This is a genomic window from Gottfriedia endophytica (genome assembly GCF_017814275.1).
GTDB lineage: Bacteria > Bacillota > Bacilli > Bacillales > Bacillaceae_G > Gottfriedia > Gottfriedia endophytica.
The window spans coordinates 185,416-208,745 of sequence record NZ_JAGIYQ010000005.1 but is presented as its reverse complement, the minus strand read 5'-3'; the positions used below and the strand labels follow the sequence as shown (position 1 = coordinate 208,745).

Here is a 23,330-nt window from a genome sequence, read left to right as displayed (position 1 = left end):
ACAACCTTTTCCTTACTTTGTAGGATTAGGTTGTTTTTTTATAGGTATAAATACATAGAAATTTTAAAATTGTTAAACAATAACAGGGTCTAAATGCTATAATAGATTTGTAGAGATATAGGGGAATTTGAGGTGTTCTATGAAATATAGTAGAAATTTGGTAATAAGCATATTAATTTTATCAATGCTATTATCAGGATGTTCCACTAAGGAAAAATTAAGTGAACAATTATATACGGCCATTCATCAAAATGACTATAAAACAGTAAAACAAATCTTAGACTCGACTAATTATAGAAAGCTACCGACACAAGAGAAAACAAAACCAGAAGTATTAGCAGCGACTTTAAATGAAGAGAATATTACGTTAGCTTTATTAAAGGCTGGTGCATCCTGGAAAAGTAAAGATGTTAACGAGGATAATATCTTGCAAATTGCAGCAATCAATGGAAATAAAAATTTGATTCACTATTTGCTTAAACAGAAGAAAGTAAATATTAATATGAAAAATGACTTAGGAATGACTCCTTTATTACTTTCAATAGCTCCTACTTCTTCTGAACCAGACCGATTAGAAATCGTAAAATGGCTCATTAAAAATGGAGCAAATCCATTAGATCATTCAATGGATGGATCCACAGTCTTACATGTAGCAGCTCTTCAAAATCAACCAGCTGTAATCAACTTTTTACTTTCAAACAAACAAATTATAAATGCAAAAGATCATGAAGGAAGAACTCCATTAATGATTGCAGTTCAAAGTGGAAATGTGAATTCTGTTAAAGAGTTATTGAACGGAGGGAGCAATCCATCGATAAAAGACTCTCATGGTAAAACTGCGAAAATGTATGCAAAAGATTATCATTTAACTGAGATTGAAGCTTTATTTGAGTAAAGTAAAAATATGACTTCTAAGGACTAGCTTACATAAAACTTTATTAGAGGAGATGTACGGAATGAAAAAGAAAATCAATTCATTGCTGTTACTGTTTTGTTTACTTTGTCCGATATTATTCCCAATTCATACACATGTACAAGCTGCGACGCCTAAAATACAATTACTTGAAATAACTGATGGATCTGAAACTTCTACACTTACGCAAGCACAGCAATCAACTTATGTTGTTACAACGATGCCAATTAAGAGATTTGTTTCTGATCGTTCTGATTTAGATGGGAAATATGATGCTATATACTTTGCAAAAGGTACTTATTCTACAGATTTAGTTCGACTTGATCCTGATCCAACCAGTGCAAATCCAGATTTATTGGTCAAAAATGATACCGATCGGAAAGATAGTAATAAGACTAGTACAAAAATGAATGATTTAACTCTTTTAAAAGCAAATGAAATAATTAATTACTATATTAAACGCAATTTACCTGTTATCTTTCATTCATCTGTAAAAAATCAAACATGTAATGTGAATTTGAAACCAACTTACCAATGTGTTTTAAAAGATTTAGCTACTACGTACAAAACAACTCAATATCCGAATGTAAGTTTAGTAGATGATCCTAATAATATTACAAATATGATATCTAGTAGACCAAGATTTACATTAACCTCTAAACCAACAGAAAGCTCGATTGCCCAACCACCATATTATACAACAGGTAATACTGTTTCCTTTTCATTTTCAATTGATAGCGGAAACTTAGATGGTTTAATGGCGAATCTTTATATTGATTCAAATTTTAATGGGAAATATGAACCAAGTGAACTAGTAAAGCAAAACTACGTTTCAGAATTAGGAAAACAACAAAATGTATATACATTGAATTATACTCTTCCAAAAGGTTATTCTGGAATCCGAATGTGGAAGCTTGAAATTGTTGGGGAAAATGGATTAAAGGATTATAAAACAGGAACTTTTCGTTTCAGAGATGCAAAAGTAAATATTCGTGTATTACAAGTAACAAAAACAACAGCACAAAATGGAAGTTTGAAAAAGGTATTAACTTCAGTAGGGCTTAAAAATAATGTCATTGACACAGATGATTATAATATAACAATCGATGTAGTTAGTATGGATGATTTTAACAATACTACCTATAAAAATATTAATAGTGGTCAGTATAATATGATTATTTTTGGTTTTGAAGATTCATATGGTAATGTTCGAATTACAAATACAAATGCACAAAAAGCTGTGAAGGATTTTATTGCATCTGGGCAGAGTGTATTTTTTACACATGATACGATACAACGAATTTCTGCGAGTGGAAATAATAATTATGAATCCACTAACTCATGGATCACCAATTTTTTACCAGATACTGGCCAAACGTATGAACTAGGTGTAACAAAGGATTGGCAACAAAAGATTGTTGCAGATAAGCTAGCTACGCCAGGTAAGTATTATATGGAAACAAATATAGGGTATCATGCAACCTACACTGTTACAAAAGCTAAAAAAGTGAATGATAATTTACTAACTTCTTTTCCATATTCGTTAGGAAATACAATCTCATTAGCTACTACCCATTCACAGTACTTTGCTTTAAATTTGGAAGATCCAGAAGTTGTTCCTTTGTATAACTTATATGACGGTACAATTGATTTGAATGATAGTTACAATATGTACTATATTTATAAACGAAAAAATATTACGTATTCAGGGGCAGGACATACAAATTCAACATTTAGTGTTGATGAGCAACAATTATTTGTAAATACGATGTTATCTTCATTTATCGGTGCAAACCAAGCGCCAGTGATTACGGTATATTCACCAGATACTACGAAAGAAATACCAACGACTCAATCAATTCCTTTATCATTTAAAGTAGATGATATTGACGTTAATGATAAAAATTTAAATTATAGTATTCTTGTAAATGATGTGCCCTACAATTCTGGTAGCGTAATAAATGGACAAACGATCAGTATGGATATTCCACATGGTTTAGTTAATGATGGAAGTGTTAAAATTTCCATTAAAGCTTGGGACTTGTCTGGTGCCCAAGCTCAGCAAAAAGATTTAGTGATAAAAGTTAAAAAGCTGAACGAAAATCTATCAGTTTCTAGGACAATAAACAAAACAGGTATGTTAAAGGTAGGAGAAACTGCCCGTGTAAATTACACGATTACTCCAAATCCAATTGATGGAAGTAATCTTGGAACCAGTCAAAATTTAAAAGTCCAACAAATCAAGTTTAATGAAACAGTACCTAGTAGCTTTGGTGTTAGTTCTTCACAATCAAATGTAGTTGTTGACACAGATAGTGCTAAAAAACTTAAAACTATTTCAATTGATTTAGGGAGGATTAATTATACGAAAAACAGTAATAATCAATATGTTGCAGATCCAATTAATTTTTCAATTGATTTTACACCAACCGTTTCTGGAGATAACACTTTGAGTAATTCAACTTTATCTTTTATAGCAGTCGATAACACTCAAAAATCAATGGCATTTAATAATATAAATATTAATGCAAGGGATGAATTAAGAGGGATTAAAACTCCTGATTCGATTACGATGAATATTAATAGTGTGACCCCTCAGAAGATTTTAGTAGAATATAATCCAATTGATGCATTAAATCAAGGAATAATCAAGCAAACTAATTGGCAAGTAACGGCTGGAACGGATCTTATTGAAGTCAATCAAAATGGGGAAGTAAGAATTAAACCAGGAGCTGCTACGAATGAAGAAGCAAAGACTGCTGCAGTAAAAGTTACAGTTACAGATATATTTGGAAATAGTAAAGAATCTACAACAATCGTAAATATTGCAAACCCACTCCAAGCATTTTCAATGGATGACAAATTAACTCTAAATGTAGGAGATACGGGCACCTTGAATTTAAAAGTTACACCAATTAGTGCAGCAAGTAAATTAATTTGGACTGTCGATCAACCAGGAATAATTGATATTAATGACAAATTAACAGGGGAAATTGTTGGCCTAAAAAAAGGTGTTGCTAACATAACGGTTAAAGGAACCGACGCGCAAAATAATGAAATTGTTCGTACAGCGACTGTTACCGTGAATCAACCTGTTAAATCGATTACTGTTGAATCACCAATTACCATGACAGTCGGTCAGAATTTAAACCTTCTAGGTAAAACGACTGTACTTCCTTCAGATGCAAATAATAAGGAAGTTAGTTATTCGCTTATCAATAATAGTGATACAAATTATGTTGATTTAACTAATTCTGGAATGTTAACAGCGAATGCTCCAACACCGGATGGCCATATGATTAAGATTCTAGTAGGAGCTTTAGATGGAAGTAAAATAACGAATCAATTTGAAGTTCAAATAGTAAATCCAATAACAGGAATTAAATTACCTGCTAGCTTAGATATTAAAGCAGGGGAAAAATATGATTTAAATCAAAAATTAGAATATCAACCGATAAACACAACCCAAAAAGGAATTTCTAAGTGGATAAGTAATGATAAGCGTTTTGTAACGGTAGACCAGAACGGCACTATCCATGCAATTTCAAAAGGATATGCAACGGTTACAGCTATATCTGAATATGGAAAGTACCAGGCTTCAATCATCATCAATGTGTATGATCCTTCTGATCCAAATGGATCAAATAATGGAAGTGCGAGTTCTAATTTAAAATGGTAAAAAAAGAGACTGCTATAACAAGATCATAACTTGATATAGCAGTCTTTTTATTTAGAAAAAGTGTAATGGTCTACAATCATCCTTAATGAATCCACAGTTGGCAATCCATCGAGCTGGCTTAATAAAATTGATTTATCATAAGTTACTGTAAATCGAGAAGATTGATTTTTTTGAAAATCCTCAGGTTGTATAATTAAAATATTTGGTGTTGAAGTTTGTACAGTATTTTGTCTGATTGCATTAATTATTAATGATTCATTTGCAAAAATGCCTCCATTGATCGAAATGGCAGATCCAACACCATAAAGCGTGGCACTTTTATCAGTGTATAGAAAAGCTTTCAAAGGAATAACGTTGTCAGTTATTGTTGCAAACTCATTTGTCCGATTCACTAAAAGATTACCTTTTGACAACAAGACTAATTGCTTTTCATTTAACCCTGTAATGTTTGTACTATAAATACTGGAATCACCCGTTACGTACATCGTAGTATCAAACTTTATCTCATCATGCTCTGTGGCTGAATCATCGTTAAAACCATGAATGGTAACTTTTCCTAAAACGATGATGTTTCCTTGGATTTCTAATGGAGCTTTTGAAGTATTATAGTCATTATAGATTTCTAAATCACCATTTACAATTAACCATTGATCTTTTTGTAGATGGAGATTGTCCTTAATGATAAAAGGAGGACTATTCTTTCCTTGTGTTTTTTGATCTGATAAATCCGTCATCACAATTACTTTTTTAGATGAAGGAATATCATTAGCTATATCATCGGGATTCATATTTTTATCGACAATGTACTGTTTAAAATCAGGATTAGAATTAAATAATGATACATTTTCTTGTTTTTTTTCAATGTTATTCGTTTTAAAGATTGAATTGACAATCGTATCACCTAAAGTTGAATCTAGTGGCAGGTTTGGATCTAATATAATTGGTGACATAGCTACATTCAATTTATCGAATAATGTTTGTTCGAAGTCCATATTAACAAACTCTTCATCTGGTTTCTTGATGATTGGAGGAAGCTTTTGATAAAAATAATTAGCAAACTTGGTTTGGTTAATTAATGGAATTTCATCTGAATTATAAATATGTTCTGGTTGATTTGTTAATAGACTCCATAGTTGAAGCTGATGTTGAACAGTTAAACTACCTGTAATTGTTGGATAGGGTGTTTCTGCTTCTGTTTTCGTACTTGCATCAACGTAATTTGCTTGATTACGTATACTGACATCACTACCATATAAATTTCCTGTTATATTAGAAGCGCCGTTTAATAAAAGTTCTTTTGATCCAACAGCGTATTGCAAAAAGCTAGGTGTAGGAGAGAGATAGACTCTTTTAGAAATCGATTTTTTTAATTCAGGTGTATTTGAGTATAATTTACCGAAATAATCAAGCTTAAATAAATATACCCTCGTATAATAATTTGTTGTATAATCTGGATCACTCAAAAAATTTCTTGTTTCATCGGTAACTGTTAAGACGGGTTTAGTTTTTGAAGTATCTGCATTGCGATTTGATAAAGCAGTTGGAAGACTATCTATTATTTGTTGTAAATTCGTTTGATAGAGACCACTTTTTAAATTATCCTTATTTTTAATAGAAACATTTTTTATTTTAGTATGAAAGTCAGAAAGAATCTTAGACATCTCGAGAATTGCATCTTGAGATGTTACAACATCGTTTTCTCTTACAGTTGTTCTCTTTGTACCTTCTATCGAAACAGATAAGATCGTTAAGCCTAAGGCAACAAATATTAAGCTAATTAACATGACTAATATAAGAGTAGAGCCTCGCTCATTCTTCATTTCTAATTCTCCTTAAAAACCTATTTCTGTCTTGACTGTATAAGGCTTAATGTCCGAGTGGTTCGATTCAAATACTAGATTCAAATCTAAAATTCCACTTTTACAAGTTGCTACACTTGTCTTCGTTCCGTTAGATATAAGAATTGTACTCTCTTGTTTCGTACAAGTCATAGAAATAGATGATTTTTCAGTTAAATGAATACTACTATCTGTTTGATATTTTTGGGCTTGTTGTTCATTCTTATCAGACAAAGTGGTGTATTGAATAGTACCATTTTCAATTTTTAAAGTGCCAATTTGAGCTAAATTCGAAATATCTTCGTTCGTATTTGCGAAATCATCGTATTGATTAATGATAGGTTGTTTGAAAGCAGAGAAGGTTAAGCTTCCATCATTGCTGGGTTTAATATCATCATAATGAGTAGAGTATAGTTGATTTAATACCATTGCTACGACATAATCTGCTTCATCTCTTAAACTTGCTTCAACTGTAACCTTGTTATAAGTTTTTAAACCGAGATTAAATAAACCATTCATAGATAATAGAACCATAGAAAGAAGGGATAGTGCAGCGAGTAATTCTATAATTGTTAATCCATTCTGATTTGAAATCCTCTTAATTAGTAATTTCACTCGTAATACTCCCCTCTAACAACACACCAGGTATTTGATCTGTAGGATTAAAATCAACATATACAAGAGTTGTTAAAACTGGATAAGCTGAACTCGCCTCTTGATCTCGTTTCTCTCTTAAACTAGTTAATTTTTTGCTAGTGATATCAAATTTTTTAGAAGGAAAGGTGTTCTTTAGCGTATTCATAATTGTGTCGTCATTCTCTTTAGTCCAAGTGTAAGGAACAATAAAAAGCTGAATGTTGTGATTCGTGTATGTATGGTTATTCAATATAGGGTTAAAAAGAGATGAACAACTAGTTTGGTCAGGAAATAGAGAAAGTGATTCATTATATGGTGTATTGCAAATAGTATTTGAATCAAAAGAGACCAATTTTTCTGGATTTCTTTCAACCATATTTTTCATCACATCATAATCTTGCTGCTCAACATAGTGAATTACACCGCGAGCAACATTTATTTCAAGAGTTCTGGACTGATTTTTAGTTGTATATTTATATGCTTGTGGAAAAAAGGAAAAAAGGCTAATTGCAATAATCGAAAAGATAGTAATTGAAGCTAGTATTTCGATCAACGTTAGGCCTAATTCATCATTTTTCTTCATTTTTTCACTCATTTCTACTAAATAATGGTAAAATATAAATAATATTTCCAATATTTATGCTTGATAAATAATAGTATAAACGAAAATTGTGGAGAGGTGTAAAAATGAGTGAATTTTTTTATGTAATTTGTGCATCTTTTGTCTTATTCTTCCTCTTATTTTTTACAAATTTACAGCTGACAAAAGTTGGGAAAATCATTGTCTTCTGTATTTCCATCGGTTTCAGTGAGTTATGCCATTTTTTATCATCAACCTACAATTTATATGAAAGTCTTGCAATTTGTTTCATTCTTATGTTAGCCACTTCTTATCTATTACAAAATAAACTAAACCATCTTATTTTTCTACAAAAACAACAAGTTAGTAAACTTATTATAGAAACTAGCAGATCAATAAAAAATACAAACCAAAAGAATTTGAAGAACCAAACAAACGGATTCTTTGAAAAGGATATGAATGATGTAAGGAATATTGAAGAACTATTCGAAAAAGATAATCAACAAATAAGAAAAGAGACGGTCCTATGAAAAAGATGAAATCATTACGATTATTTCTAATCGTTCTTATTTGTACTTCCATTTTACTTTTAGTTCAAACTGGTATAAAAGCTGTTTCTTTAAAAGTGTTTGAAACGACAGATGGATACATAAAGGGTACATATATTGCAGGAATTCCTTTACAAGGGAAAGTGAAAGAGCAAGCAATTCAGGTTTTAGAGAAAACCATAGCGCGATGGAAACAGCAAAATAAAATAATGTTGTTTTATCAAGATAATCAAATTGAGTTACCAAAAACTACTCTTTCGTTTGATGTGGAAGATAGTGTACTACATTTAAAAAATGGTAAAAATAATACGATTGAGGTGTCCAGTGATAATAGAGAGATAAATCGAATACTTGAGCAGGGATTAGGCTTTCAAGTTAGTAAACTAATTAATGTATCGGGGCTTCAAAAAGAAGTAGAACGAACAGCTTCTTCATTAGATTCTGTATATCATAGTATAGATTTATCTCAGTTTATAAGTAATCAAAATCAAGATAAGATCATTGCGTCTACTACTATTCCAATGAAAAATAATGAACAAAATCTCAATGAATTTCTTGTAAAGGGAAGTGAAATTTTAATAAAGGAAAATAGTCTCTTTTCTTTAAATCAGTTTATTTCTGAAAAAAATATTCAAATAGATAATCAATCACTGAGTATCATTGCATCTTCTATTTACCAATTACTATTGCAATCTAATTTTCAACTAATTCAACGTGATATCAGTACAACGTTACCTACATATGCACAATTAGGAAAAGAAGTTCGTGTAGAAAAGGGTGTAAATGATTTTAAGTTTTATAATGGGAACAATTCGGAGTATCAGCTTTTGTTTAAAAATAATGGGAATATAGTTTCTGTTTCGTTAAAAGGGTTACCTTTTATTAATTCTTACTCAATTGATACAAGTGAGCAGAAAACAATTAATCCTAAAACGATAAATGTGAAGAATGAATTTACGAACGAGTCGAATCAGAATAACGGGACTATTCAAGCTGGACTTGCTGGTCAAACGGTAGATGTTTACCGAAATGTGTATGATCTAAATGGAAACTTTATCAAGAAAGAATTCATTAGTGAAGATACATATTTACCTACTAATGAACTTGTTTTGAGCAAAGAAGAGACAAATTTAACAGGAGATGTAAGTAACCAAACTTCTAGTCCACAAAATGAAATTTCTAAAGCGCAATCACCTAGTCAAAACAGTGGATTGGATGGAACAAAACAAGATAAAACAAATGGGAAATCGACTAAATAGCATCAAGTAAAGGAGGATTTTTTATGAAGGAAACTAGAAAAAGACTTGGAGATTTAATGGTTACAGCAGGTTTTATTACAGATGATCAACTTCAAAATGCCTTAAATGAAAAAGGACCTTCTCAAAAGCTTGGAGATTATTTAGTTCAGCAAGGCTTAGTAACTGAATTACAATTAATCGAAGTTTTAGAGTTTCAGCTTGGAATTCCTCATGTTAGTTTGTATCGATATCCGTTTGATGAAACGTTAACAAATGTCATCCCGAAAGATGTGGCTAAGCGTCATCTTGTTTATCCATTAAAAAAACAGGGGGACAAATTATATGTTGCAATGAATGATCCGTTAGATTACTTTGTCATCAATGATTTACGAATGATGACAGGTTTTCAAATTGTTCCGCTTTTTGCTTTAAAGGATGATTTGCTTCGTACAATCAATCGCTTTTTGGATAGTGATTCCTTTGAAGAATGGTCGAATGAAATGAATGTTTTGTTAAAAGAAGGATCCTTAAATGAAGAAGATTCACCTGCGGTCAAAATTGTAAATCAGATTCTGCAGCATGCCATTCATCAAAAGGCAAGTGATATCCATATCGACCCATATGAATCAAAAGTAATTGTAAGATATCGTGTTGATGGAAAGCTACAAACTGAACGATCTTTTCCGAAACATATGCAAGGGATGGTAAATGCTCGTATTAAAATTATGAGTCAAATGGATATTACAGAATCTCGTATACCACAGGATGGAAGATTAAAATATACAATCGATTTTCATGAAGTTGATGTACGTGTTTCTACGTTACCTACGATTTATGGAGAAAAGATTGTTTTAAGGCTACTAGATTTAGGGAATGCCTTGAATGATGTAACAAAGCTAGGGTTTAATACGTTGAATATGGAACGATTTATGCAATTGATTCAAAAGCCACATGGCATCATGTTGATTACAGGACCAACTGGAAGTGGGAAGTCATCAACACTTTATTCAGCATTAAACCAATTAAATACGGAAGAAGTAAATATTATTACTATTGAAGATCCGGTTGAATATCAAATAGAAGGTATTGGTCAAATTCAAGTAAACCCACAAACTGGTATGACGTTTGCAACTGGATTGCGGGCTATTTTGCGACAAGATCCAAATATTATCATGATCGGAGAGATTCGTGATCGTGAGACGGCTGAAATTGCGATACGAGCAAGTTTAACTGGCCACTTAGTATTAAGTACTTTACATACAAATGATTCAATCGGTACAGTTACACGTTTAATTGATATGGGAATTGAACCATTCATGGTAGCAACATCACTAAATGGGGTTGTTTCACAACGTCTAATTAGACGTGTATGTCGGGATTGTAGTGAAGAGATAGAACCTACGAAAAGAGAGATTGATATTTTTGCAGAAAGTGGAATGACAGTCGATAAGATCCATCGGGGCAAAGGATGTTCTACTTGTGATTATTCGGGGTATAAAGGTAGGGTTGCAATTCATGAATTACTACTCATTAATGATGAATTACGACGTGAAATTGCAAATGGTGCTGATTTCTCAACTCTATATAAAATTGCACATAACAATAAGACAATCTTTCTTTTAGAGGATGGATTGTTAAAGGTCAAGCAAGGGATTACAACAACTGAAGAAATATTACGTGTAACAATGTCTTAATAAGAGGTGAGTTCGGGTAATGGAGAAATTAAAACAAGTAGTTCAATCTGCAATCAATCTAAACGCTTCTGATCTACATCTCTCAGTAGGATTACCTCCAATCTTACGAATAGATGGGGAACTTCGTAGGCAGAACGAAGAGATTATTACGAATGATGAGATTATAGAATTTGGAAAGAATTTAACAACTGAAACGCAATGGAAAAGTTTCCAAGAAAAAGGAGAAGTGGATTTTTCATTCAGTAATGAAGAACAGCAACGTTTTCGTGTGAATCTATTTTTACAGAGTGGAAAGACTTCGTTAGCAATTCGTCCAATTTCTACGAGCATTCCATCATTACAAGATCTTAGTTTACCAAATGTCATCTCACAAATTGTAGAAGCGCCACATGGCTTGATTCTTGTAACAGGTCCTACAGGGAGTGGGAAATCTACGACACTTGCGTCAATGGTGGACTTTATTAATCAAACAAAACGAAAGCATATCATTACGCTGGAAGATCCAATTGAATATATCCATACGCATAAAAATAGTGTCATTCAACAGAGAGAGGTTGGTACTGATACGGAAAGCTTTGCGAACGGTCTTCGCGCTTCATTACGACAGGATCCAGATATTATCTTAGTTGGTGAGTTAAGAGATTTAGAGACAATTAGTACTGCAATTACAGCTGCAGAAACTGGACATCTAGTCTTGGCTACTTTACATACATCGAGTGCCGTTGCAACAGTGGAGCGAATTGTTGATGTATTCCCTGCTGAACAGCAAGGGAAAATTCGGTTACAGTTTGCAAATGTGTTAGTAGGAGCCATTTCACAAAAATTATTTCCCCGTATTGATACAAAAGGGAGAATTGTAGCGACAGAAATTTTGCTGAATAATGCTGCTGTTGCAAATATGATCCGAACGGATAAAATCCATCAGCTTCCATCCGTTATGCAAACTTCCAAGGCGCAAGGAATGCATACGTTTCAAACATCTTTAACTGATCTAGTTAGAAAAGGAATCTTATCGAAAAGTAGTGTCGCACCGTACGTAGAAGAAAGGATTATGTAAAATGCCACAATTTGAATATGTCGTACGGAACCAGTCTGGAAAGAAGCAATCTGGAAAAATAAAAGGATCTTCAAAAAGAGAAGTATATGAACAATTGCGAGAGAAAAAGCTTGGTATTTTAGAATTAAAAGAAATCCCAGAAACCGTACTTACTCGCGATATAACTTTTGGTAAGCCACTTAAGTTAAAAGATTTTGTGATGTATTTAAGGCAGTTTGCAACTTTAATAAAAGCGGGTGTTACAATCGTTGATGCAACAAAGATTTTAGCTTCTCAAGTAGATGCAAAAGGATTAAAACAGGCACTTCAAAATATAGAAGAAGACTTGCGTTCTGGTCAACCATTGTCAGTTGCTTATCAAAAACATCCAAAACTATTTAATAAATTATTTATTAATATGGTAAAAGCTGGAGAAAGCACAGGCCAATTAGATGAAGCTTTAGATAGTATGGCAGATTATTATGAAAAACAATTACGGTTACGACAAAAAATACAAGCAGCAATGATGTATCCTGTCGCAGTTGGGATATTATCAATACTTGTTGTCACCTTTCTGTTAGTAAAGGTTGTGCCGACATTTGTAAAAATGTTTGCTGATTTACATCAAGATTTGCCGACCATTACGAAGGTTATTATTCATTCTAGTAATTGGATGAAGTCCTACTGGTGGTCAATATTTGTACTGTATGCTGTGTTACACGTGGCTTTATTGTTAATTAAGAATAATAAGAATAGTAAATATTATCTAGATTATGCTATACTAAAACTACCAATAATTGGTAGTTTATTTCGACAAAGCGTCATTGCTCGACTAACTAGAACATTGAGTTCTTTATTGTCGAGTGGTGTCCCAATCTTAGAGGCAATGCCACTTGTAGAAGATGTTGTCGAGAACGAAGTAGTTGGTCGTGCACTCCAAAAGTCCCGGACGTCATTAAAGATGGGACAAGCTCTTTCTGAACCATTAAAGGAACATTGGGTATTTCCACCACTTGTTTCTCAAATGATTTCGGTAGGAGAGGAAACAGGTTCACTAGACCATATGCTTATAAAAGTATCGGAATTTTATGAGTCTGAAGTGGAATACACATCCGATCGTTTAAAGGCACTAATTGAGCCAGTTATGATCATTTTTTTAACATCAATAGTTGGTGTTATCGTTTTAGCAATTATTATTCCGTTATTCAAGCTTTACAATTCTTTCTAGTAATTCAAACAAAAAAAGTCTGAAAAGGGAGAGATTGAAAATGTTAAAAAGGTTTTTAAAGAATGAAAAAGGTTTGACGTTAATTGAGTTATTAGCAGTTATTGTTATTTTGGGGATTGTGGCGGCTATTGCGATTCCTGCAGTAGGGAATATTATACATAAAAGTAAAGTTGATGCAGTTAAAGCAGATGCAGTACAAATATTGAGTTCTGCGAAAACTTATGTTGCTGCAAATGGTGTACCTAGTACGGGTGTAATTACGTCGGCTCAGTTAGCTGATTTTGTTAGTGATAATAAATGGGGCGATAATTATCAGGTCGAAGTAGATGCTGCTGGAAAGACTTTTAAATTTGATTCAGGTACTAATTCATCTCCATTTACTCAAGGAGCTAAAAGTATCGATGGTATTTCTTTTAACATAAAAAATGCCACATCAACTGATATTTCTGATGATAAAACTAATAGTGATACTATAAGTATTGTTAAGTAATGTTCCTAGGGTATGAGCTCTACAACCTCATACCCTTTCTTCCTATCTACTGATCTTCGGATCTACTAATCTACAAAGAAGGATTTGGGTATCATGGTTTTCATCTACCTTTATTTTTTTCTATTAGGCCTCGTGTTTGGCTCTTTTTTTAATGTTGTGGGCTTACGCATTCCTGTAGGGCAATCTATTATTTCTCCGCGATCAGCATGTCCTTATTGTGGTCATACTTTACGGACTGGAGAGCTAATTCCAGTTTTATCATATGTCATTCAAAGAGGGAAATGTCGTAAGTGTAGTGTTCGAATTTCTCCTGTTTATCCATTCTTTGAACTGTTAACTGGTTGTTTATTTGTTTATGCAGTTTATCGAATAGGGATAAACGCTGAGTTGCTTGTAGCACTTACGTTTATTTCATTACTTGTGATTGTTGTTGTTTCTGACTTAACTTATATGATTATTCCGAATCGAGTTTTGTTATTTTTTCTACCTTTGTTTCTAGTGGAACGTTTTTTCAACCCATTAACCCCTTGGTGGAGTAGCCTAGTAGGTGCATTAGGTGCATTTTTACTTCTATTCCTTATTGCAGTTGTTAGTAAGGGAGGAATGGGTGGTGGAGACGTTAAGTTATTTGGGGTACTAGGTTACGTTTTAGGATGGAAGTTAATTCTACTTACCTTTATGATTGCTTGTTTTAGTGGTACGATTGTTGGTTTAGCTTTTATGTTGGCAGGAAAAGTGCAAAAACGGAATCCTATTCCATTCGGTCCATTTATAGCTTTTGGAGCACTCGTGAGTTATTTTTATGGGAGTTCTCTATTAAATTGGTATTTTTCATTAATCGCATAAAGGGAGGTTATGAATTTTGTTATTTCAACTAAACAGAAAAAAAAGATTAGCTAATTTAGAAATAAAAGACCACGTCATTCGATTTACTGAAATGAAAAATAGCATGCCTCCGAAACCTGAAAAATATGGAGAAATAGTAGTTCCAGAGGGAGTGCTAAAAAATGGGGAAATTCAAGATCAGCTTACATTTCAGCTATTAATGGAAGAGGCGGTTCAGGAATGGGGAATTAAACGAAAAGCTATGCAGTTTCTAGTTCCAGATCCATTAATTGTTGTTCGTAAACTTCAAGTGCCAGCTTACTTACCTTATGAAGAGATAAAGGGCTATCTATATATTGAACTTGGAAATACTATTCACTTACCGTTCGAAGATCCAATTCTTGATTTTACTGTATTACGATCAACGGAAGAATTTCATGAAATATTACTTTATGCTGCACCAGAAAATGTAATGAATGAGTACAAAAACATTTTTGAATCATGCTCATTGCATCCTTTAACAGCAGATATCTCTTCCTTATCGTTATTTCGTTTATATCAACTAATGGATAATGTGAATGAGGAAGAAAATGTCATGATTTTAAAGTTGGACCAGTTTGGTGCAAATATTGGAATCTATCAAAATGGATTGCCTTTATTTATTCAAAATGAAATTCTTTCCCATTATGAAGAATCTGATCATTTACAGACTAACCAATTTAATCTTATTGAACCGCTTGATGAATTGATAGAAAGTATTGGTCGTGTTATCCATTTCTATAAATATAATATGATGGGTGGAACAACGGATTTGCATAAGATTATTTTATCAGGAGATCACTCATTAATAGAATTAGCTCGTAAAAAGCTTGAGTCTCAGTATACATATGAAGTTGTTGAGATGGATTATGGATTCGATAAAGGAAATGAAGACGAAAAAATTCCAATGAAGTATTATGCTTGTATTGGACTTGGACTTAAAGAGGTGTAATTCATGATTGTAAATGTGAACTTATTACCTCAACGAGAAAAAAGAAATGTTGTAATGTACATACTATTGCTTACAGTTTTTGTGTGCATTTTTGTAACGTGTCTCTCATTTTATATGATGAAAAAAAATGAAGAGCAAAAGAAAGGAAGTTTGGAGCAACAGTTAGCTGCAACACAGGCTGCGTTAATTCAGCAAAAAAAGAATCAGCAATTGTCAGAAAATCCTTCAGATGAAATGAAATTGCAGAATGAAGTAAATCAATTAAAAGAATCAACAGTTTCAACTACTACCATTATTGATCAATTAACAAAACTGCTACCGATGTATGGTGTATTTCAGTCTTTGAATTATGAGAGCGGAGGCACTATTACTTTACAGGTTCAATTTAATGATAAACGTGAATCTATTTATTATTTTGCTAGATTACAAAAACAAAGCTGGATAGAGGAAGTCAACATCTCCTCAATTGAAGCAGTAGAAGTATCAAATATAGAACAAACATCAAAAGTTCAAGAGGTTTCTGGCTATATAGCAAACTATCAAATACAAGTAAATAAAGAAAAAGTGAGAAAACTAGAGGGGGATGCTAAATGACAATCGAATTTACTAGAAAGCATCTTGCTTTTTCACTTTTAGGTATAATCTTTATTGTAGGATTAGTTTGTTATTGTTATTTCATTGTTCTTCAACCTCTTAAAAACGAACGTGAAAATTTAGCAAGTCAACTTCAATTACAGCAAAGACTATTAACACAAAATCAATCTGTCACAGCTCCTAATCAAAACAAAGGGATAAAGATTAGTACGGCGTTGTTACAACATCAATTACCTGTAAAACCGTTAGAGGCTCAGTTTTTATTAACTATTGAAAAAGCGGAGGATCTTTCTGGTGTACTGATTTCATCAATAAGTTCAGCTAGTATTGGGGACAAAAATTCCGGACAATTAGAAAATGTTATTCAAGAAAATACAGTTCCAATTCAACCTAAGCAAAATGGAATAACCAATAAACAGACAAACACTGCTGTGAAAGATTTAACGTTTTCTCTTCAAGTGAAGTATATGTATTATGAACAACTTCACGATTTTTTGCAGGAAATAGAAAAATCGACTCGAATTATCCAAGTCGAAAGTGTAAATTTCACAGGAAAAAATGATCAGTCTTCTTTAACAAGTGCTCCAGTTAAATCTGTAGCAAATATTGTGATAAAGACATTTTATGATCCTTCATTAAAGGAATTATCATTACAAGACCCTACAATCGATTTACCTAAATCCTGTGAGAAAAGAACAAATCCAGTAATGTATCAAGATTGTTCAAAGTAAAAAGCAAGAACCGAAAAGGCTATCCAATGTGTTAAATGGATAGCCTTTCGTATAATGAATATTTGTCTAACTGCATTACGAAAATAACTTCTCTTCAACGCTTTTCATAACAGAATCCCAAAATAAACTTTCCTTCATAAATGTAGAACGGATTTCTTTAAATACTACAATTTGCTTCGCTTGAAAGTCAGGATCTTCTTTATGAGGAATATCTTTTTTCTTTTCAGCTACAAATGCTTCTACTTCAGAAGAGCGAGGTCCCCATACTTTCATTTCATTTCCATCTTGGTCCATAAAAATAAAAATAGGAATTGAACGAGAAGTGCCATTAGTTAAATATTGATCCATTAGTTCAAGATTGTCATCTCTGTTTAAAAAACGTGTTTCAATTTGAGCAATTTCCATCATCTTTTGGACAATCGGTACACATAATAGTGCATCTCCGCACCAATCAGCAGTTAGAGTTACAACTTTCCAGTTTTTAGTTTTTAAGTCTTCCAATTTTTGAGCTAATTGTTCTTCTACTTTAACTTGATCAAATATGTACTGTAATTCTTCTTTATTTACATTCATTGAATCCACATATAGCTGAAAAGTCATTCCTTTTTCAAACCATTGAAGTAATGTCATTCTATTTCCTCCATATCATTTTACTTACTATCATTATAATTCAATTCTTACTCATTTACTTGTAAATAGATTCCAATTATTTTGGACTACAACTAAGAAAATTCGAATATATTTTGAGCATAAAAATAAAATATAAACCAGTTATATACGTAAAAAGTCAGCTAAGTAGTGATAGCAAATATGAGAATCATGTTAAGGAGGGAATAAATGAATACAAACATTGAGCTTCAACCGAAAAGAAGAGGATTTCCTAGGTGGTTAAAAATCACACTATCTGTTTTAGTTAGTATTGTACTAATTTTGTCGATAACTGGTTTTTATGTAGCAAATAAATCATTACCTACGATTGAAGGAAAACTAGTGTTACCAGGATTAAGTGAAGAAGTTACAGTAGTTCGTGATACAAAAGGTGTGCCCCATATTACGGCGAAGAATTTACATGACTTGTACATGGCTCAAGGATTTGTAACTGCACAAGATCGCTTGTTTCAAATGGATTTAAGTAGAAGACAAGCTTCGGGTCAATTAAGTGAGGTAATTGGTAAAGCGACAGTTGATCGCGATGCATACTTTCGTACATTAGGATTACGTCGTGCAGCTGAAGCATCATATAGCGGGTACTCTCAAAAAGCTAAAAATGTTCTCGAATGGTATGCAGATGGAGTAAATGCATTTCGTAATCAGGCTATTAAAAATGGAAAGCTGCCTCTTGAGTTTAAAATTTTACGATATCAGCCTACGAAATGGACTCCAATTGATTCTTTATCGATCGGTAAGTATATGGCATTTGATTTAGGAGGACATTGGGAGGAACAGGCGTTTCGATATTATGTAATGAATAAGTTTCCGAAAGAGAAGGCTTTGGAATTATTTCCAAAAGATAATGATTTGGACCCGTATATTATCCCGAGTGGAATTGCGAAAATTGATGTAGAAAAAAGCTTTGCTGACGTTGTTACACCACCTGAATGGAATGGAAGCAACAACTGGGTTGTTAGCGGTAAAAAAACTAAGTCGGGTAAACCGTTATTGGCAAATGATCCACATTTAGGTTTAGCAACACCTGCCATTTGGTACGAAACGCATTTAAGAGCGAATGATATGAATGTGTCTGGAGTAATTTTTGCTGGCGTCCCAGGAATCATTCTTGGTCATAATGAGCACATTGCGTGGGGAGTAACGAATGTTGGTCCAGATGTGCAGGATTTATACATTGAAAAACGCAATCCTGCTGACAAGAATGAATTTTTATATGATGGGAAATGGGAAAATGCACATGTAATCAATGAACGCATCAAAGTGAAAGGTCAAAAGGATAAAGTGTTGCCAGTTACCATTACTAGGCATGGACCAATCATCTCTGAATTTGCTGGAGATACAGGGAAATCCACTGCTTTCTCATTAGAGTGGACAGCTCTTCAGCCTACTAGGGAGCTCGAAGCCATCTTATTATTAAACAGTGCAACTGATTGGGATTCTTTTAAAAAAGGATTAAGTTTATTTGAAGCTCCTGCACAGAACTTTGTATTTGCATCAGAGGATGGAACAATTGCGTACCGGGCAAATGGAAAGATACCTATTCGGAAAAAAGGAAACGGACTAGTACCTGTTCCAGGTTGGACTAGTGAATATGCTTGGAAGAGTTATATTCCTTTTGAAAAACTACCAACTTTAGTGAATCCAAAAGAAGGGTTTATTTCAACAGCGAATAATAAGGTAGTAGATAATTCTTATCCTTATCATATTTCTAACTCATGGGCACTACCTTACAGGCAAATGCGTATTCGTGAAGTGTTAAATCAAAGCAATCAACTAACCGTTAACGATATGAAAGAACTTCAGATGGATGAAAAAAATTTACAAGCAAAAGAGCTTGTTCCAGGATTTATTGCGTCATTAAAGAAAAATGAAAAACAATTAGATAAAGAAGAAAAGCAAGGATTAAAGGAACTTGAGAAATGGGATTATGTTGATGATAAAGATGCCTCAGCTCCACTTATTTTTCAAGTTTGGATGAGCGAAATGAATACGAAGCTTTTTTCAAAGCAAATTTCTGAAAAAATGTTAGAGTTGTTTAAGGATCGAACAGTAATTGTTGACCAGTTACTTCGCGATGCAATAGCAGGTAAAAAAGTGATTTGGATAAATGAAAAAGGTGGAATTGATCGGTTTCTATTTGATGCATACCATAAAACAATGAAAAACATCGAGAAAACTGATGGGCAAAATGTAGCATCATGGAAATGGGGAGACCATCATAAAATTGCATTCAAACATCCACTTTCAAGTATCAAAGTATTGAGTTATTTCTTTAATGCAAAATCTCCGATACCAGTAGGTGGCAGTACTACAACTGTTAAAGCTGCAGGATATGACGAAAATGGGATTGTGGATCACGGCGCTTCTTGGAGAACAGTAGTTGATTTTACTGATTTAACGAAGTCAGAGAATATTGTTGGTCCGGGTCAGGCAGGAAATTTAGGCAGTAAATGGTATAGTGATCAAATGGAAGATTGGGCTTATGGAACATATCATACGACAAGAAATAATGTTAGTGGCATAGAGGAAATTTTAGTCCCTAACAAGAAGTAAATAAAAGATGAATAGATGAGGCTAGACATTGGCTTTTCGTGTCTGCCTTTTTTTAACTTAGTCTAAAGTTCAATTACTAGAGTTTATTTTTTTGATGTACTAAAATAGTTAATAGAAAAAGGAGGCGATAAGATGAATAATATAGGATTAGTTCTAGAAGGCGGCGGTATGAGAGGCGTTTATACAGCTGGTGTCTTAGATTTTTTTATGGAAAATAATCTCTTCTTTCCATATGTAATTGGAGTATCTGCGGGTGCATGTAATGGTACTTCGTATATTTCGAATCAAATTGGAAGAAATAAGAGAGTAAATACAGAATACTTATCGCACCCTGATTATATTTCATTTAAAAATTTAGTCCGAAAAAAACAATTGTTTGGAATGGATTTATTATTTGATATCATTCCGAATGAATTGGATCCATTTGATTTTGAATCGTTTTTTGAGAGTAAACAACGGTTTATGATTGGAGCGACAGACGTCATTTCAGGACAACCAGTGTATTTTGATAAAAATGATATTCGTGAAAAAGATGATTTACTAAAGGTAGTCCGTGCATCAAGCTCACTTCCTTTAATGGCACCAATCGTTGAATTCGATACTTATCAATTATTGGATGGTGGCATTGCAGACCCAATTCCATTGAAGAAATCTGAAATGGATGGAAATCATAAAAATGTTGTTGTGCTGACTAGAAATGCAGGATATGTAAAAAAGAAATCAAAATCTTCTTGGCTATTGAATCGTCAATTTAAAGAGTATCCAAATTTGGCAAAAGCAGTAGCCAATCGCCATAGTATGTATAATGAACAAATTGCATATATTGAAGAACAAGAGAAAAAAGGAAATGTGTTTGTTATCCGTCCTATGCAAAAGCTAGTTGTTGGTCGAATTGAACGAAATCGTGATCGTTTGGTTAATTTGTATGAACAAGGCTATGAAGACGCAAAAAAACAAATAGAAGCTCTACAAGAATTTCTTCAAATAGAAAAATCGACTTGCTGAAGTCGATTTTTTGTTTTGACTCTGTTTTATTTATCCGCAAAATGGCGGACTTGCATGAATATCAACAATAATGGTTAACTGAGTCTATTTTTATTTAATGTTTAATCATCATTATCTTTATTTTCAGATTTTTTATTATTATCTTCTCGTTGATTATGTTGTGCAAACGTGAAATCAAAATCAAGAAATGGCTTCATACAACCAAAGCAGTGACGTCTTCTAAATCTACAACAACATCTTCTCCGCCTACGACAACAACATCTATGACATCGGCAATCATCAAAGTCACAGTCTTCAAAACGATTGCGGTGGCAACGATCACGATCAAAATCACAATCAAAGTCACAATCAAAGTCACAGTCACGATCGAAACGACGATCATCTTCATCAAAGTCGTTGTCAAAATTTTTAAATTCTCTTCGACGATTACGTGAAGAAGAGCTACGAACATTTGACCATTCATTACGAGAACTACGATTACAATTACACATTCAGGAACACCTCCTTGAATTACCTACATATTACTTATATTCGTCTAATAGGGATAAGGTACAGGCTACTGTCTGTCCTACCAAAATAAAAAAACGTTCCGCAATAAATTTTGCGAAACGTTAAGATTAAACTATTTATTATTTTAATGTGTAAAAAAGATCAAATTAATTAAGAAAAGAATAGCAAATACATAAATAATTGGTTTTACTTGTTTTGCTTTTCCTTTAACAATTTTAAGCAATGGATAAGAAATAAATCCAAGTGCAATACCAGTCGAAATACTTGATGTAAGTGGCATTGTAATAAGAACCATAAAAGCAGGGAATGCTTCCTCGAATTGCTCCCACTCAATGTGTCTTACGTTACCAATCATTAAACTTCCGACGATAATTAATGATGGACTAGTTATCGCTTCAACCCCGGAAATAGCATTTACTAATGGGCTAAAGAAAGCTGCGAATGCAAATAAAACGACAACTGTTAGAGCTGTTAAACCAGTACGTCCACCTGCTGCAACACCAGCTGTTGATTCGACGTATGCAGTAGTTGGTGATGTACCAAACATTGAACCGATTGTAGTAGCTAGGGAATCTGAAATCATTGCTTTCCCCATACGAGATTCTTGTTTATTTTTTAATAATCCAATCTGAGAGGCTACTCCTAAAAATGTACCTGTTGTATCGAAAATTGTTACAAGTAAAAATGAAAATACAACGGAGTATAAGTTATGACTGATTACATCTGAAAAAGCAGTAATTGGATTAGAAATGATCATTTTATCTGGTAGTGATGGAGCTGAAATAACACCATTAAAGTGTAGTTGACCAGTAAAATAGGCGATAATTGCCGTAACTGCCATTCCGATAAACAGTGCGCCATTTACATTTAAAGCAAAGAGCACTATTGTAATTCCTAAACCAACTAATGTTAAGATAACATCTTGTGAATGAAGATTTCCTAAACCTACTAAATTGTCTTTATTTGCAACGATGATATGTGATAGGCGTAAACCTAGAAATGCGATAAATAAGCCAATCCCAGATGAAATCGCATATTTTAACGTGTCAGGTATTGCTTCAATTAGTTTCGTACGGAAAGATGTTAATGATAAAAGCAAGAAAATAATACCCGTAACGAATACTGCTGCGAAACCTAACTGATAAGTAATTCCATGTGTTTTTGAGACAACAGAATACGCGAAATACGCATTCAATCCCATTCCTGGTGCGATAGCAATCGGATAATTTCCTAAAAATGCCATACAAAGTGTTCCAACTATTGTCGCAATAATTGTTGCTGTAAATGCTTGTTGGAAAGGTACACCAGCTGAAGATAAAATAATCGGGTTTACAATAATAATATAAGCCATTGTAAGAAACGTTGTTAACCCTGCTGTAACTTCAGTTTTAATTGATGTGTTTGCTTTGTTTAATCCAAACATACTAAATCTCCTTGTAATTACGAATAATTTTACCAACAGTTATTAATAATATTCGTTTTTAAGTGAAAAGACAAGTGTTTTAATCATTCTTTTTTGTTTTTTACCATAGTGTTTCCCAACTGCTGGAATGGGTATCCTATGGATGTACT

At 33.1% G+C, this 23,330-nt stretch carries 20 protein-coding genes; 14 read left to right on the top strand and 6 right to left on the bottom strand.

Annotation, left to right across the window (positions count from 1 at the left end; translation table 11 throughout):
• Window positions 1-139: 139 nt before the first annotated feature.
• Window positions 140-895 carry an ankyrin repeat domain-containing protein gene (locus tag J5Y03_RS09470; RefSeq protein WP_209404949.1) on the top strand — a complete coding sequence of 252 codons (756 nt, stop codon included), beginning with the start codon at window positions 140-142 and terminating at the stop codon, window positions 893-895.
• A 61-nt stretch (window positions 896-956) separates the two neighbouring features.
• The gene (locus J5Y03_RS09465) at window positions 957-4,592 is read left to right on the top strand and encodes a DUF5057 domain-containing protein (protein ID WP_209404947.1); all 3,636 of its coding nucleotides are present in this window, start codon (window positions 957-959) and stop codon (window positions 4,590-4,592) included.
• A 47-nt stretch (window positions 4,593-4,639) separates the two neighbouring features.
• On the opposite strand, the gene J5Y03_RS09460 is transcribed toward J5Y03_RS09465, so the two are convergent.
• Genes J5Y03_RS09460 through J5Y03_RS09450 form a run of 3 tightly spaced genes read right to left on the bottom strand, consistent with a single transcriptional unit; the run spans window position 4,640 to window position 7,649 of the window.
• Window positions 4,640-6,412: a hypothetical protein gene (locus J5Y03_RS09460; RefSeq protein WP_209404945.1), complete on the bottom strand. Its 1,773-nt coding sequence runs from the start codon at window positions 6,410-6,412 to the stop codon at window positions 4,640-4,642.
• Window positions 6,413-6,424: 12 nt separating this feature from the next.
• Window positions 6,425-7,045, bottom strand: coding sequence for a prepilin-type N-terminal cleavage/methylation domain-containing protein (locus J5Y03_RS09455; RefSeq protein WP_209404943.1), 621 nt, complete (start codon window positions 7,043-7,045; stop codon window positions 6,425-6,427).
• The gene (locus J5Y03_RS09450; RefSeq protein WP_209404941.1) at window positions 7,029-7,649 is read right to left on the bottom strand and encodes a PulJ/GspJ family protein; all 621 of its coding nucleotides are present in this window, start codon (window positions 7,647-7,649) and stop codon (window positions 7,029-7,031) included. The genes J5Y03_RS09455 and J5Y03_RS09450 overlap by 17 nt, the downstream gene beginning before the upstream one ends.
• 104 nt (window positions 7,650-7,753) lie before the next feature.
• Here J5Y03_RS09450 and J5Y03_RS09445 point away from each other — a divergent pair, with 104 nt between their 5' ends.
• The 10 genes from J5Y03_RS09445 (at window position 7,754) to J5Y03_RS09400 (ending at window position 17,021) form a co-directional block, all read left to right on the top strand.
• Window positions 7,754-8,176 (top strand): hypothetical protein, encoded by a 423-nt coding sequence (locus tag J5Y03_RS09445; protein WP_209404939.1) that lies wholly within the window; start codon window positions 7,754-7,756, stop codon window positions 8,174-8,176.
• Window positions 8,173-9,453, top strand: coding sequence for a VanW family protein (locus J5Y03_RS09440; RefSeq protein ID WP_209404937.1), 1,281 nt, complete (start codon window positions 8,173-8,175; stop codon window positions 9,451-9,453). Before J5Y03_RS09445 ends, J5Y03_RS09440 begins: the two co-directional genes overlap by 4 nt.
• A 23-nt stretch (window positions 9,454-9,476) precedes the next feature.
• Window positions 9,477-11,126 carry a GspE/PulE family protein gene (locus J5Y03_RS09435; RefSeq protein WP_209404935.1) on the top strand — a complete coding sequence of 550 codons (1,650 nt, stop codon included), beginning with the start codon at window positions 9,477-9,479 and terminating at the stop codon, window positions 11,124-11,126.
• Window positions 11,127-11,145: 19 nt separating this feature from the next.
• Window positions 11,146-12,183: a type IV pilus twitching motility protein PilT gene (locus tag J5Y03_RS09430; protein WP_209404933.1), complete on the top strand. Its 1,038-nt coding sequence runs from the start codon at window positions 11,146-11,148 to the stop codon at window positions 12,181-12,183.
• A 1-nt stretch (window position 12,184) separates the two neighbouring features.
• Complete coding sequence (locus J5Y03_RS09425) at window positions 12,185-13,390, top strand: type II secretion system F family protein (protein WP_209404931.1); 1,206 nt, start codon at window positions 12,185-12,187, stop codon at window positions 13,388-13,390.
• A gap of 40 nt (window positions 13,391-13,430) precedes the next feature.
• Window positions 13,431-13,880 carry a type IV pilin protein gene (locus tag J5Y03_RS09420; RefSeq protein ID WP_209404928.1) on the top strand — a complete coding sequence of 150 codons (450 nt, stop codon included), beginning with the start codon at window positions 13,431-13,433 and terminating at the stop codon, window positions 13,878-13,880.
• Between the two features lie 93 nt (window positions 13,881-13,973).
• On the top strand, window positions 13,974-14,726 hold the full coding sequence (locus tag J5Y03_RS09415) for a prepilin peptidase (RefSeq protein ID WP_209404926.1): 753 nt from the start codon (window positions 13,974-13,976) through the stop codon (window positions 14,724-14,726).
• A 16-nt stretch (window positions 14,727-14,742) separates the two neighbouring features.
• On the top strand, window positions 14,743-15,696 hold the full coding sequence (gene pilM, locus J5Y03_RS09410; protein WP_209404924.1) for a type IV pilus biogenesis protein PilM: 954 nt from the start codon (window positions 14,743-14,745) through the stop codon (window positions 15,694-15,696).
• A gap of 3 nt (window positions 15,697-15,699) precedes the next feature.
• Window positions 15,700-16,290: a PilN domain-containing protein gene (locus tag J5Y03_RS09405; protein ID WP_209404922.1), complete on the top strand. Its 591-nt coding sequence runs from the start codon at window positions 15,700-15,702 to the stop codon at window positions 16,288-16,290.
• A complete protein-coding gene (locus tag J5Y03_RS09400; RefSeq protein WP_209404920.1) occupies window positions 16,287-17,021 on the top strand; it encodes a hypothetical protein in 735 nt (244 codons plus the stop codon). The genes J5Y03_RS09405 and J5Y03_RS09400 overlap by 4 nt, the downstream gene beginning before the upstream one ends.
• Window positions 17,022-17,096: 75 nt before the next feature.
• Here J5Y03_RS09400 and J5Y03_RS09395 read toward each other — a convergent pair whose 3' ends face one another.
• Entirely contained in the window at window positions 17,097-17,651 is a 555-nt protein-coding gene (locus tag J5Y03_RS09395) for a thioredoxin family protein (RefSeq protein WP_209404919.1), read from the bottom strand.
• A gap of 207 nt (window positions 17,652-17,858) precedes the next feature.
• Here J5Y03_RS09395 and J5Y03_RS09390 point away from each other — a divergent pair, with 207 nt between their 5' ends.
• Both J5Y03_RS09390 and J5Y03_RS09385 read left to right on the top strand, forming a co-directional pair.
• Window positions 17,859-20,243 (top strand): penicillin acylase family protein, encoded by a 2,385-nt coding sequence (locus J5Y03_RS09390; RefSeq protein WP_209404917.1) that lies wholly within the window; start codon window positions 17,859-17,861, stop codon window positions 20,241-20,243.
• Between the two features lie 132 nt (window positions 20,244-20,375).
• Entirely contained in the window at window positions 20,376-21,248 is an 873-nt protein-coding gene (locus J5Y03_RS09385; RefSeq protein WP_209404915.1) for a patatin-like phospholipase family protein, read from the top strand.
• 101 nt (window positions 21,249-21,349) lie between these two features.
• Here J5Y03_RS09385 and J5Y03_RS09380 read toward each other — a convergent pair whose 3' ends face one another.
• Together J5Y03_RS09380 and J5Y03_RS09375 are read right to left on the bottom strand one after the other, a co-directional pair.
• Complete coding sequence (locus J5Y03_RS09380) at window positions 21,350-21,739, bottom strand: hypothetical protein (protein ID WP_209404913.1); 390 nt, start codon at window positions 21,737-21,739, stop codon at window positions 21,350-21,352.
• Window positions 21,740-21,882: 143 nt separating this feature from the next.
• Entirely contained in the window at window positions 21,883-23,181 is a 1,299-nt protein-coding gene (locus J5Y03_RS09375; RefSeq protein WP_209404911.1) for an NCS2 family permease, read from the bottom strand.
• Between the last annotated feature and the right edge of the window lie 149 nt (window positions 23,182-23,330).

What these genes read in the sequence shown, in the direction of transcription:
- J5Y03_RS09380 (WP_209404913.1), bottom strand. Translation starts at nt 21,739, where the DNA reads ATGTGTAATTGTAATCGTAGTTCTCGTAATGAATGGTCAAATGTTCGT.
- J5Y03_RS09420 (WP_209404928.1), top strand. Translation starts at nt 13,431, where the DNA reads ATGTTAAAAAGGTTTTTAAAGAATGAAAAAGGTTTGACGTTAATTGAG.
- J5Y03_RS09445 (WP_209404939.1), top strand. Translation starts at nt 7,754, where the DNA reads ATGAGTGAATTTTTTTATGTAATTTGTGCATCTTTTGTCTTATTCTTC.
- J5Y03_RS09385 (WP_209404915.1), top strand. Translation starts at nt 20,376, where the DNA reads ATGAATAATATAGGATTAGTTCTAGAAGGCGGCGGTATGAGAGGCGTT.
- J5Y03_RS09375 (WP_209404911.1), bottom strand. Translation starts at nt 23,181, where the DNA reads ATGTTTGGATTAAACAAAGCAAACACATCAATTAAAACTGAAGTTACA.
- J5Y03_RS09450 (WP_209404941.1), bottom strand. Translation starts at nt 7,649, where the DNA reads ATGAAGAAAAATGATGAATTAGGCCTAACGTTGATCGAAATACTAGCT.
- J5Y03_RS09430 (WP_209404933.1), top strand. Translation starts at nt 11,146, where the DNA reads ATGGAGAAATTAAAACAAGTAGTTCAATCTGCAATCAATCTAAACGCT.
- J5Y03_RS09405 (WP_209404922.1), top strand. Translation starts at nt 15,700, where the DNA reads ATGATTGTAAATGTGAACTTATTACCTCAACGAGAAAAAAGAAATGTT.
- J5Y03_RS09390 (WP_209404917.1), top strand. Translation starts at nt 17,859, where the DNA reads ATGAATACAAACATTGAGCTTCAACCGAAAAGAAGAGGATTTCCTAGG.
- J5Y03_RS09435 (WP_209404935.1), top strand. Translation starts at nt 9,477, where the DNA reads ATGAAGGAAACTAGAAAAAGACTTGGAGATTTAATGGTTACAGCAGGT.
- J5Y03_RS09400 (WP_209404920.1), top strand. Translation starts at nt 16,287, where the DNA reads ATGACAATCGAATTTACTAGAAAGCATCTTGCTTTTTCACTTTTAGGT.
- J5Y03_RS09425 (WP_209404931.1), top strand. Translation starts at nt 12,185, where the DNA reads ATGCCACAATTTGAATATGTCGTACGGAACCAGTCTGGAAAGAAGCAA.
- J5Y03_RS09460 (WP_209404945.1), bottom strand. Translation starts at nt 6,412, where the DNA reads ATGAAGAATGAGCGAGGCTCTACTCTTATATTAGTCATGTTAATTAGC.
- J5Y03_RS09415 (WP_209404926.1), top strand. Translation starts at nt 13,974, where the DNA reads ATGGTTTTCATCTACCTTTATTTTTTTCTATTAGGCCTCGTGTTTGGC.
- J5Y03_RS09470 (WP_209404949.1), top strand. Translation starts at nt 140, where the DNA reads ATGAAATATAGTAGAAATTTGGTAATAAGCATATTAATTTTATCAATG.
- J5Y03_RS09465 (WP_209404947.1), top strand. Translation starts at nt 957, where the DNA reads ATGAAAAAGAAAATCAATTCATTGCTGTTACTGTTTTGTTTACTTTGT.
- J5Y03_RS09440 (WP_209404937.1), top strand. Translation starts at nt 8,173, where the DNA reads ATGAAAAAGATGAAATCATTACGATTATTTCTAATCGTTCTTATTTGT.
- J5Y03_RS09395 (WP_209404919.1), bottom strand. Translation starts at nt 17,651, where the DNA reads ATGACATTACTTCAATGGTTTGAAAAAGGAATGACTTTTCAGCTATAT.